The sequence below is a fragment of the Paenibacillus campi genome (assembly GCF_034659835.1).
Lineage (GTDB): Bacteria > Bacillota > Bacilli > Paenibacillales > Paenibacillaceae > Saccharibacillus > Saccharibacillus campi.
Genome location: NZ_JAXSQZ010000006.1, coordinates 46,140 through 58,291 on the forward strand (window position 1 = coordinate 46,140; position 12,152 = coordinate 58,291).

A 12,152-nucleotide genomic window follows, 5' to 3' on the forward strand; every position below is an offset into this window, starting at 1 on the left:
ATGCTCATTTCTCCCGCCTACATTTATTGCTCGACCACTTGCTTTTGCTGTCGATATTCCGTCGGCGTTAGCATATACTTTTTGCGGAACACTTGGGTAAAATGCCGTACGCTCGCATAGCCGATCTGTTCAGCGATGTCGACCAGTCGTAGCGATGGATTCATCAGCAGCTCGCACGCTTGTTCCATACGCAGTGAGATGACATATTCTTTATACCCCTGCCCGGTCTTTTGCTTGAACAATTGGCTAAAATAAACCGGATTCAGAAACACGACCGCCGCCACCTTTTCCAGCGATAATTCCTCCTGAAAATGGGCATCGATATATTGCAGCGCCATCCGAATCGCCGTGTCGCCACTGCTGCTTTCCGGCTGTTCTGGCAATAGCATCGGACGCTGCCCGCGTCGCAGTCGATTCGCTTGCTGGGCGATCTGCTGGAATCCGTGATGCGGCCCGGAGTTCAGGCTTGTGAACGGCTGTGCCTTCAAGCAACGAGCGAGCTGGTCATGCACACACTGCTGTAACTCATCGATCGTACCGTCCGCATTGAGCGCAACTAGCGCCAGCAGACTCGTACGATCCAAACTGACGACAAAACCGCGCCCATACGCGCGAATAAGCTCGGTCAACACATTTTCCACAATAAAATGTTCCAGTGGACCGCTGCGCTGTTCATCGCCCAAATTAACGGATAATAAATAATATTCCGGGTACTGTTCCAACAATGGCTCCAAGCTCAATTTCTCCACGCTTAACCCTGCTGCCAGCCGCTGAAATGCCGCCGAGCGTAAATATTGCAGCCCTTCGCGCAGCGTCTCCTCCTCCTGCACATGCGCCTGTTGCTGGCGGATTTCCTCGCTCAACGTTTCGATTAACTCGACCAGCTTTGTTTTGCCAATCGGCTTAAGCAAATAATCGCGTGCACCGAGATGCACCGCTTGCTGGGCATAGCTAAATTCGGAATGGGCGGAAATGACGACCCATTTTGCCTGCGGCTGCTTGCGACGCGAAATTTTCATCAGTTCCAGCCCGTTAATGCCGGGCATTAAAATATCGGTCAGCACGATGTCCATTCGGTGGCGGCTCATTAGCTCTACCGCTTCTTCAGCGGAAGCCGCCAAATGTACAGCATCGTCGGGAAACGCATGTTCAATCGTACGCTTGATGCCTTCACGAATAAAATTTTCATCATCAGTAATCAAAATATGCATGATGCTTATCCTCCTCTTTGGGCTGAATGCCATAAGCTGGCGTATCACCTTGTGGCAATGGTAAACGCAGCGTCACCCGCGTCCCGCGTCCGGGCTTGCTTTCGATACCGATTCCGTATTCATCGCCAAACATATATTGGAGCCGCTGGTGTACATTTTGCATGCCGATACCTTGGCGACCGCGTGCGGCAAGCGCGGCTTCATCCTGTTGTTCATTGTCCGACACTAGCAATGAACGATGCAAATGGTATAACGTCTCCGCCGTCATGCCAGCGCCGTTATCGCTCACCCGTATGTTGAGATAATGCTCATCTGGCACCGCTTCCACGACGAGCAATCCTTGTCCGCGCTGCGCTTCCAGTCCATGCTTGACGGCATTTTCGATTACCGGTTGTAGCAGCATTTTCGGTACGATCAGATTCATCCAGCGCTCGTCGATCCGAATATCGACGGTCAACCGATCTTCAAGCCGCATCTGAATAATCGTTAAATAATGCCGAATTTGCTCCACTTCTTCGCGCAGCATCACTTCGGCTTTACCTTCCCAGTGACTGCTGTAGCGAAACATTTGCGATAATGACAGCACGACTTCGCCCAGGCGATCATTGCCTTTTTCGTCTAGCATCCAGTAAATCATATCGAGCGTATTGTACAGAAAATGGGGATTGACCTGGGATTGCAAGGCGTGCAGCTCGGCGTTTTTTTCGCTGACCGATGATCGTTTTACCCGTTCGATTAGCTCCTCCACACGCTGCACCATATGGTTAAACGAGGCGACGAGTCCGTTAATCTCCTCATACGATGTCACATTGACCATCCCGCGAAAATTGCCATGCTCGACCTGCTTCATTTGCCGTACTAACCGCGCCAGCGGCGACGAGATAGTACGTGATACGATCAATGCGATCAGCGCAGACACGAGAATTAGAATCGTAACTACGATGAGTAGATAGCGCTTCGTCTGGGTCAATTCCACATTTAAATCTTGCGCTGGCGTCGTGCTTACGATCGTCCAGTCGATCTTATCCAGCTTGGAGGCGGCGACAAGTGTACTGCCTTCTTGTTGCACGGTAACTTCACCCGACACATCCGGCAACTTCAGATGCTCCGGCAGACGCGCTGGACGCGGATTCGGCTCCAGCGAAATTTCGATCGGATGACCGGCACCATTTACGATGTTCACTTGGCTGTTCGGTCCTAGCTTTAGATTGCCTACCGCGTCCACGACTGTATCCGCTTTCGCTTCAAACAGCACGATACCGATCTGGTGCTGCTCGTTCAAATCGAAGATCGGGCGACCAAATGCAAACACTGGCGAATCTTCCATTTTATCGATTAAAGAATGGGAAAAGACGCCGAGCCAGATCATTTTACCCGTCGAGGCACTAATCTGTTTATACCAATCGGATGAGGCGTAATTCGGATCGACGACGGTTGTATAGTTGCCATAATCGTAAATTTTGCCGTTTTCGCCAATAATGTGGATGCCGACCAGATCGTCACGGGAAAAATAAATCGTGCCCATCATATTCGTAATCGCATGCTGGTTGGCGTATTCCTCCTGTGGTGGCAGTTGACGCTTCTCGGCAACGAGTCGCAAAATATCGGCATTTGTGCTAATTGATTTGGACAAACTATCATAGCTCGCCAGCAGCAGATCAAGCAGACCGGCAGTCTGGGACACGTTTTTGCGAGCGATCTCGCCCAATTTGTCATGAAACTGCGTCGTCGTCCGATTGTAAAATAGCACCGTCACAATGAGCAAAATCGCGGTCATACAGACGAGAAACAGCACAAACAGTCGATGATGAATCGAACGAAACCTGCGCGGCAATTCAAATCCTCCTTTGTAATTGGATCGTGCATGTAAACTTTGTGTGCTTGTGGCAGCAACCAAGTTTGCATGCACGCCCAGTAGGTTGTCGTGATCACCCTACCACGCATTAAAGTAAGACAAGCCACGACTCCACTACTCTGCTCTAAAAAGCCAAACAGCGACAGCAGCAAGCGGCTATTGGAGCCCTACTTGTTACGCTGTCGCCAGCCCTCACTTTACGATCATAGCAGACCGAGCGTAAGGTGAGGAGTTTATTTTACAAATATTTATCTAATTATGCTTTTATTGGGTCAAATGATCAACCTTTCACTGCGCCGGCGACCATACCTTTAGTAATGCGCTCGGACAGAATAAAGTAAATGATCAGCACCGGCAGCGCACCCATGACGAGAAACGCGCCGATATTGCCATAGTTGACGGAATATTGACTGACAAAGCTGTAAACGCCAAACGGCAATGTTTTTAGATTTTCCGATGAGATAAAGGTGGCGGCGACGATGTATTCGTTCCAGATGTTAATAAAGGTCAGAATACAGACCGTCATTACCGGCGGCAGCGAAATCGGCAAAATAATGCTGCGGAAAATCCGGTATACGCTCGCTCCGTCCATAAAGGCGGATTCTTCGATATCGGTCGGAATCGAGCGCATAAAGTTGCTTAAGATGAACACGGCAATCGGCAGCGCAAACGCGGTGTATGGAATGATGATCGACCAGCGTGTATCGAGCAGATCGAGATTTTTGAAAATAATCATCAGCGGTAGCAATGTTGCCTGCATCGGAATCATCATCCCGAGCAGGAATAGCAGCATTACATACGGGCCGTATTTCCAGCGGAACCGTGCGATCGCATAGGCGGTCATCGAACTGAGCAGAATGACCGCCAGCAGCGTCACGGTGGTGACGAGTACGCTGTTGCCGAGGTATTTCAAATAGTTGCCGGACGTGTATGCTTCGACATAGTTATGCCATTGCGGTACGATCGGAAGTGCGAAAAATCTGCCGCTCAAAATTTCTTCGTTCGTTTTGAGCGAGTACATGAGTAGCCAGAACAACGGATAAATCTGCGTTACGACCAGAATGGCGAAGAGCAGATATACAAACCATTTTTTGATTTTGGACATCGTATACGCCCCTCCTTCAGGTCACTTTGCGTTCGATCCGGTTGAATACACCGTTAATGATGACGGTAATAATTAGACAGAAGACGACGAGGAATGTCGCTACCGCACTGCCATAGCCGTATTTTTGAGACAGGAACGACATATTGTACATATGCGTCGCAATCGTATCGGTCGCATGCGCCGGGCCGCCGCCCGTCATGACCATGACCAACTCAAACGCTTGCAGTGAGCCGATAAAAGCAAGCACGACTGAAATTTTGAAAATCGGCACGATCATCGGAAATGTAATGTAGCGATCGGCTTTAAAACCTTCGGCACCGTCAATTCGTGCCGCTTCATAAATCTCATCCGGAATATTTTGCACCCCGGTAAATTGAATGAGCAGATGATAGCCAAAAAATTGCCATAGTGATACAAAATACAGCGCGTACATCGCATATGCCGGTTCGGTCAGCCAGCTATGTGTCCAGCTTTCCAGACCGAGCTGCACGAGTACACCATTTAACATACCGCCCATTGAAGTCGGGTTATAGATCGTTTTCCACAATTGACCGAGAATAACGTTGGACAAAATGACCGGAATAAAATAGATCGTGACGAGCCGGCTGCCCTTACGCACATACCGGTTTAACAAAATTGCAAATAACAAACAGAATGGAATCTCCACGATGGAGAAGACCGCATACATCAATGTACGCCGCACCGAAGGCCAGAAATTGTTGTCTTCAAACAGCAGCGTATGGAAGTTGGCAAGCCCGATAAACTTGGCATCGCCAATTCCGTCCCAACTGAGTGTCGCCGTGTAGAAGGACACCAGAATCGGAATAAACACTGTGCCGATATACAGCAACACACATGGCAATACAAACACCGCAATCGTGCGCGCCGGAACTTTAAGTACATTCATTGTCTTCTCCTCCTTCCTTTAATTAGCATTTATGTTTGTACGTACAGTTGAAATGGACACATCGCATCCACCGATATCCAGTTTGTCGGATATCGGGAATGGATGGATTGAACGTATTGGGCTTGCTTACTTATTCGATTCAAATGCCGCTTGATGCTCCTGAGCGACTTGTGTTGGATCGACTTGCTGGACGAACAGATTTTGAATGCTGCTCAAGTGAACTTGGGATACGGCTGGATTCATCGTATTGTCAAACGACAGGTCGCCGCCTTTAATATTTTTGAACATATCCAAAATTTCGATTGCGAGTGGAGAGTATCCGGCTGTTTTGAAATCGCCATCTACTTTTTGACCGAGACCGACTGCATTTTTCATCTCAAACGCTACTTTTGGATAGTTGGAGGTGAAGAAGTGCAAGAAATCTTTCGTTTCAGCAAGATGCTCGCTGTTGGCGGATACGGCATAGGCGCTACCCGGTGCCAGCATGTACTCATCGAGATTACCTTTACCGTTTACAGTTGGGAATTTGAAGACGCCGATATCTTTGCCGACAGTAGACGCATCGTTAGAGCCGGTTTCCCATGTACCGATAAAGAACATCGCTGCCTGTCCGGTACGGAACATATTACCGCCGGCGGTTGCGTCGATCGAGGTGGCGCCTTCAGGGAATGCACCTGCTTGAACGAGCTTCTGGAACGCTTCTACCGCTTCGATAAATGCTGGATCGTTAAATGTTTTTTTGCCGTCAACGACATCTTGCAAAAAGCCAGGGCCGCCATTCGTACGCAGCAAAATGTTCATAAACAGGAACGAGCCTGTCCACGAATCTTTTTCACCGATGGCGATCGGCGTAATACCTGCTGCTTTGAGCTTGGTCACATCCGCCAGCAATTCGTCAAATGTCGTCGGTGGTGCAGCGATGCCTGCTTTGGCGAATAACGCTTTGTTGTAAAAGCCGACTTCGATATTGTTGCCGTCCGGCAGCGCATATACTTTGTTATCTTTGCTGTAATAATCGAGCAGACCTTTCTGATATGTATCACGAAGGCCGTCTTTGTCCAAAATGTCATCCAGTGGCGCCAGCAAACCTGCATCTACATACGGTTTCATTTGTGCTGCCGGGTTAACCATCGTAATGTCCGGAATTTCGCGCGAAGCTGCTTGTGTTTTCAGCTTCAGCTTTTGTTGGTCGGTGTTCAGTGTATCAAGCGCGATTTCAACGTTTGGATGATCTTTTTGGTACTCGGCTACGAGTTGACGAATAATTTTGTAAGCGGGTGTCGTTGGGTCAGGTGAAATATTTTGAAAAGTGATCGTGACCTTCTCCCCATTCGTGCCACTTCCGCTTGCTCCGCTGCTGCTTGCCTCGTCTTTGCCGCATGCGGTCAGCCCGACCGTCAGTGCACTCGCAAGCAACAATGCCAATACTTTGCCTGTTTTTTTCATTTCCGTTCGCCCCTTTAAAAGTTGAGTGAATGGGTGCTAGCATAAAGCCCAAACCCAAACTGAATATTCACATTATCGTGTAAACGCTTACCGAGAGCAATGCAGAAAATCAAGAATTGGGGTTCGTAATTTCAAGGTGTTGGTGAATATGGTGATTGCTGTTCCTTTTACAACGTGTATGCGTTACACCAAAAATATTTTAATATACATGATGTGCAGACGAAACAAGCCGACTGATTTGTAAGATCAGTCAGCTTGTGTAAGTTTAGGGTTGGCGGATGCCAGCAAACTGTTTTGGTTGCGGCATCAACTACTGTGATACAGCATAAAGGGACGGGCTTCCATCTCGCACCGCAATCTATACATGAGGCATAAGCTGTAAATTCCCATGTTTGAAAATCACAACTACTGAAGATGAGCGATCGTCAATCCCTTTTACGACTCAAACCGCAGCTCATACGCTTGCCCCGCTTGCACTTCGAAACTCACTATCCCGGCACTATCCGGTGTCAGGCGTTCACTGCCGTCACCACGATCGAGCAGGGCAGCGCGATCCGTACGCACACGACATACGCGCGCAGTGCTAGCACGTAACTGCAACTGTACCGGACGATGGTTCGCCCACGTGAGATCAAGCTCGATCCCGCCGCGTGCGCGCAATCCACGAAATGAACCAGCCGCCCACTGCGATGGCAATGCAGGTAGCAGTTCAATCCAATCCAAATGCGATTGTATGAGCATTTCAGCAATGCCTGCGGTTGCGGCAAAATTGCCGTCGATCTGGAATGGTGGATGAGCGTCAAACAGATTTGGATATACGCCACCACGTTCATGCTGGTGCGGTCCCTCCGGACGCACGAGTGTGAGCAAATTGGCGATCAGTGCATGGGCGCGATCGCCGTCGCGGAATCTTGCCCATAGTCCGATTTTCCAACCTAGACTCCAACCGGTTCCACCGTCGCCGCGCAGCTCCAGCGAACGGCGTGCCGCCTGGAACAACGCTGGCGTTTGTTCTGCGGTGAGCAAGCGCCCTGGGTATACGCCAACCAGATGTGAAACGTGGCGGTGATATGTATCTTCCTCTGCAAAATCTTGCGACCATTCCCGCAATTGCCCCTGTGCACCGATGCCAAGCGGCAACAGACGTTGTGCTGCTGTCTGTACGGTAGCGACCAGCTCATCGTCCAGTTGCAGTTTATGTGCAGCTTCGATATATTGCTGGAACAACTCACCGATCAGCACGATGTCCATCGTAGACGCAGCACTTGTGGCGGCATAGCCTTGTGTAGTCAGAAACTTATGCTCTGGCGACGTGGACGGTGACGTGACCAAATGACCTTGCTCATCTTCCACCAGCCAATCGAGGCAAAATAACACCGCATCTTTCATAAGCGGATACGCCGTATCACGTAAATACATCATATCTCCGCTAAACGTATAATGCTCCCACAGATGCTGGGTTAACCATACTCCGCCTAGCGGCCAAAATGCCCATACCGGGTCACCATCACCATAGTCACCGACCGGAGCTGATTGCGCCCACAGATCGGCATTATGATGCGCCACCCAGCCGCGTGCGCCATAGTTTACCGCTGCCGTTTGGCGACCATTGTCGGCAAGTCGTCCGATAAAATGCAGCAATGGCTTATGCAGCTCTGGCAAATTACACACTTCAGCAGGCCAATAATTCATTTCAGCGTTAATGTTTAATGTGTAATTGCTGCTCCACGGTGCACGTGTATCTTCATTCCAGATGCCTTGTAAATTAGCAGGCTGTGTGCCCGGACGCGAGCTGCCGAGCAGCAAATAACGCCCGTAATGGAACAACAGCTCCACCAGCCCCGGATCATTCGCTCCATAAGTCGCAATCCGCTCATCGGTTGGCATGTTTTCATCCGCAACCGATGCACCGAGCTGTAAATCAACACGGTCATACAGCTCCCGATGATCGGCAATATGGCGCTGTTTTAATTCATCGATAGTATAGCGCTCGGCAAGCCGCGTACGTTCCGCCGTGATTACCGCCGGATTACGCGCCGGATCATGCTGCCCTGTCACCGGATCAAAGCTGGTCGCCGCGCCAACATACAATGTCACCGCATCCGCATCCCGCACAGCGATGCCGGCTGAATCGGTCGTTAGCTGACCACCGTGCACATGAGTCGAAATTCGCCCGCCAAAATTCAGCACAGGCGCATGATCATCGTATTGCACGGGCTGTGCTGCATCACGATAACTCGGTTCCACATGCGCAGGCGCTCTGCCAAACAATAACCAATCCGCGCCGTCTACAGCGGTTGTATGACGGAGCGGACTATTCAGGCTAGCGCGGAAGCTAATCTGTCCCGGCACGCTCGCCGTCAACCGTACGACAAGCACATCATCCGGGTGCGACACGAACACTTCCCGTTCAAAACGCACATCCCCGATCGTATACGCTACTGAAGCGATGCCGGTCGCCAACTCCAACTGGCGCTCATATTGCTTGCCTAGTTGTCCATGTTCCATCGTCAGCAGCAGATCGCCAAATGGCAAATACGACTGTGTGTACGGTCCCATCAGTTGTCTAGTCATTGCATCGGCTTCCACATAACGCTGCTGTGCGATCAATGCCCGCACTTGCGGCAACGCCTGCCGTGCGTCCGGATTGTTCCAATCGCGTGCATAACCCGACCAGAGTGTATCTTCATTAAGCGCGATCCGTTCTTTTTCGATCCCGCCAAATACCATCCCACCTAGACGACCATTGCCTACCGGTAATGCTTGCACCCAATAGGTGGCGGGCTTTTGAAACTGTATCTTCATCCGTAATTCCTCCACTCCGCTGCTCCAATACAGCATTTGATCGGCTTGTTGCTGGTTGATTGGGTAAAGTGCTCTTTAGTCCACACGCACAAGCGCTTTAATCACGCCAGCTTCTGGCTTTGTCCAGCCTTCCAGTTGATCCGGCAGTTGTTCCAGTGTACAGCGATGCGTCACATAACGTTCCAGATCGGCAAAGCCTGCACCCAACGCTACCCGAACCGTTTGGAAATCGTCCAGCGTTGCATTGCGGCTCGCCATTAACGTCAGCTCACGGCTATGAAAATGCGGATCATTAAACGTAATCTCGCCTTTAAACAGACCGACAAACACAAGCGTACCACCATGTCCAACTAGATGAAAAGCATTCGTCATCGAACTACGGCTACCGGTGGCATCGAATACGATCGTCGGCAACTCGCCATCCAGCAGTTCCAGCAGCTGTGCTTCCGTTGTCTCCCCGGCAATGATCGTATCGCTCACTCCAGCCCAGCTACGGCAAAATTCCAGTCGTTCTGCATTCATATCCAGCGCAATCACCCGTGCCCCCTGATGGCGAGCGAGCGCCATCACTCCGAGTCCGATCGGGCCGGCACCGATAACGAGCACCGTTTGCCCAGCGACTAGCGCGGAGCGGCGCACCGCATGGGCACCGATCGCCAGCGGTTCCAGCAATGCCGCCTGATCAAGCGTCAGATCGGCTGCCGGGATCAGATGCGAAAGCGGCACAGCGATTCGCTCTCGCATCCCACCATCGATATGCACACCGATCACTTGCATCTCGCGACAGCAATTCGTTTTACCCGCTCGGCATGCCGCGCAGCGTCCACAATGCATATACGGCACGATGCTAACGATATCACCTACATTCAGCCCTTGTTCATTGTGCCCAACCGCTTCGATCATGCCGGACAGCTCATGCCCGAGAATGCGCGGATACGTAAAAAAAGGCTGCTGTCCTTGATATGCATGCAAATCGGTGCCACAAATACCGATCCGACGAATCGAGACGATCGCGTGCCCCGGTTGCAGCTCTGGCTCCGGCAAATCTGTCGTCCAGATGAGCTGGCGTACATCTTCGCAAATGACTCCATTCATTACGCTTCTCCTCCTTGTACAGCAGGACGATTGTACAGCTCTAGCCCGCTCGCCCATGTTTCATTATGCACAGGCTCCAACATACGCAGCACCTGTTCCAGCAGTTCCGGATCGATCGGCTCCTCAATCCAGTTCACATTGCGAATAATATTGTCCGGATTCGCTGTGCTAACGAGCGTTGTCGGAATTTGTTCATGCGCAGTGGCAAACTGCATCGCCAGTTGTGCAATCTCCACACCTTGCTGCTGACAGTACAGCGCCGCTTCATGGCATTGACGGCGCAGCTTCTCATCTGCCGGATGCCAGTCAGCGACCGGACGCGTGCTTAGCAGACCCATCGCCAGCGGCGACGCGCTCACTAAACCGATCTGTCGGCTTTCCAGTAGCGGTAGCAAGGCAAGCAGCGACGTATCGTTCAACGCATAATGACAATACGACAAAATCGCATCCGTTTCGATCTGTGGCAACAGCAATTCGAACATCGAGAGCGGCAAGCCGCTAATGCCACCATAACGAATTTTGCCTTGCTGCTTGAGCAATTCCAGTGCAGGCACAGACTCCTCCACAATTTGTAGTGGATCACCAAACTCCACATCATGCAAAAACAGTATATCCAAATAGTCGGTGCCCAGCCGCGCTAAACTTTCATCCACACTGCGCAAAATACGCTCACTCGAAAAATCAAACTCATGCTCCCCATACCGCCCTGCCTTGCTGGACAGCAAATATCGGTCGCGCGGCACGGATTGCAGCGCCTTGCCAAGCACCGTCTCCGCACGGGTTAGCCCATAATACGGTGACACATCGATATAGTTCATCCCCGCATCAATCGCCGTATGCACCGTACGTATACTTTCTCCATCATCCGTATTGCGGAACACGCCGCCTAGCGACGACGCGCCAAAGCTTAATACCGGCACATCCAACCCCGTCTTGCCCAGCTTGCGATATTTCATGTTATAGCCTCCTTTATATGAGTACGATGAGTTTAACGAACAAGTGGAACGTGACTATGTTCCGATCCATAGCAACCGCTCTCATTTTGTTAACGTTAACTATTTTACAAATTGCACACCGCTGTCCGCCGGTTTACTCATCCGTGTATTGATTCGTCATCCGTACAGACTCCATTCATTGTGCCGCCTAGCTATACTACACATTGTCCATATGTTATCACTCCATGCGGCATTTTGAAATGTGGTATTTTCATTATTTATGGTGGAATATATTGTGGAGTCGATGCCGCTACCGTTGGACAACAAAAAACTGCTGCCGCACCAATAGTGCAGATCAGCAGTCTTTTAGCCATATACTCATTCTTCGGTTGGTGATTGCTGTTGAATTTGAATCTCTCTTTTTTGCTTCACTGCTTTATTTTTCTGATATGTTATTTAGTCAAAATTTGTTCACTATGTTCTTTACAAAAAAATGTAAATATAAACCAAATTCATTATCTTATTCAAAATAATCAAACCTGCCAAATAATTTTTCAGCAGATAACACACAAATAGATTCAACGTTTAAATTATCATCTTTCTTCAATAAAAAACGAATTCGATCACTTTTTTTGAAAATCCATTTTACTCATTATGCAGTTTTTAAATATATTTTTTCATATTAATGATAAATGATCGTGAAAATTTATTTATTATTTGTTACAAGAGGAATCATACCAGAAAATTTGATGTATTATTGTATATTATCTTGATTACGTTGCTCTAACAATGT

Annotated in this window: 8 protein-coding genes; all 8 read right to left on the reverse strand. The window is 49.7% G+C overall.

Translation table 11 applies throughout. The features are described 5' to 3' along the window. Positions 1 to 23: 23 nt before the first annotated feature. The 8 genes from U1I11_RS14930 to U1I11_RS14965 all read right to left on the reverse strand — a co-directional run bounded on the left by U1I11_RS14930 (position 24) and on the right by U1I11_RS14965 (position 11,380). Positions 24 to 1,211, reverse strand: a complete 1,188-nt coding sequence (locus tag U1I11_RS14930; RefSeq protein WP_322906941.1) for a response regulator — start codon at positions 1,209 to 1,211, stop codon at positions 24 to 26. After that, complete coding sequence (locus U1I11_RS14935) at positions 1,192 to 3,045, reverse strand: sensor histidine kinase (RefSeq protein ID WP_322906942.1); 1,854 nt, start codon at positions 3,043 to 3,045, stop codon at positions 1,192 to 1,194. Before U1I11_RS14935 ends, U1I11_RS14930 begins: the two co-directional genes overlap by 20 nt. Before the next feature lie 301 nt (positions 3,046 to 3,346). Next, the gene (locus tag U1I11_RS14940) at positions 3,347 to 4,171 is read right to left on the reverse strand and encodes a carbohydrate ABC transporter permease (RefSeq protein ID WP_322906943.1); all 825 of its coding nucleotides are present in this window, start codon (positions 4,169 to 4,171) and stop codon (positions 3,347 to 3,349) included. Between the two features lie 16 nt (positions 4,172 to 4,187). Next, the gene (locus tag U1I11_RS14945; protein ID WP_322906944.1) at positions 4,188 to 5,078 is read right to left on the reverse strand and encodes a carbohydrate ABC transporter permease; all 891 of its coding nucleotides are present in this window, start codon (positions 5,076 to 5,078) and stop codon (positions 4,188 to 4,190) included. Positions 5,079 to 5,204: 126 nt separating this feature from the next. Further along, positions 5,205 to 6,524 carry an extracellular solute-binding protein gene (locus tag U1I11_RS14950; protein WP_322906945.1) on the reverse strand — a complete coding sequence of 440 codons (1,320 nt, stop codon included), beginning with the start codon at positions 6,522 to 6,524 and terminating at the stop codon, positions 5,205 to 5,207. Between the two features lie 435 nt (positions 6,525 to 6,959). Beyond that, a complete protein-coding gene (locus U1I11_RS14955) occupies positions 6,960 to 9,329 on the reverse strand; it encodes a glycoside hydrolase family 95 protein (RefSeq protein WP_322906946.1) in 2,370 nt (789 codons plus the stop codon). A gap of 75 nt (positions 9,330 to 9,404) precedes the next feature. Continuing rightward, the gene (locus U1I11_RS14960; protein WP_322906947.1) at positions 9,405 to 10,424 is read right to left on the reverse strand and encodes a zinc-binding alcohol dehydrogenase family protein; all 1,020 of its coding nucleotides are present in this window, start codon (positions 10,422 to 10,424) and stop codon (positions 9,405 to 9,407) included. After that, the gene (locus tag U1I11_RS14965) at positions 10,424 to 11,380 is read right to left on the reverse strand and encodes an aldo/keto reductase (protein WP_322906948.1); all 957 of its coding nucleotides are present in this window, start codon (positions 11,378 to 11,380) and stop codon (positions 10,424 to 10,426) included. Before U1I11_RS14965 ends, U1I11_RS14960 begins: the two co-directional genes overlap by 1 nt. Positions 11,381 to 12,152 lie beyond the last annotated feature (772 nt).

Bases quoted from the DNA above. Each gene is read 5' to 3' on its own strand.
- U1I11_RS14940 (WP_322906943.1), bottom strand. From the start codon at position 4,171: ATGTCCAAAATCAAAAAATGGTTTGTATATCTGCTCTTCGCCATTCTG.
- U1I11_RS14945 (WP_322906944.1), bottom strand. From the start codon at position 5,078: ATGAATGTACTTAAAGTTCCGGCGCGCACGATTGCGGTGTTTGTATTG.
- U1I11_RS14960 (WP_322906947.1), bottom strand. From the start codon at position 10,424: ATGAATGGAGTCATTTGCGAAGATGTACGCCAGCTCATCTGGACGACA.
- U1I11_RS14965 (WP_322906948.1), bottom strand. From the start codon at position 11,380: ATGAAATATCGCAAGCTGGGCAAGACGGGGTTGGATGTGCCGGTATTA.
- U1I11_RS14950 (WP_322906945.1), bottom strand. From the start codon at position 6,524: ATGAAAAAAACAGGCAAAGTATTGGCATTGTTGCTTGCGAGTGCACTG.
- U1I11_RS14930 (WP_322906941.1), bottom strand. From the start codon at position 1,211: ATGCATATTTTGATTACTGATGATGAAAATTTTATTCGTGAAGGCATC.
- U1I11_RS14955 (WP_322906946.1), bottom strand. From the start codon at position 9,329: ATGAAGATACAGTTTCAAAAGCCCGCCACCTATTGGGTGCAAGCATTA.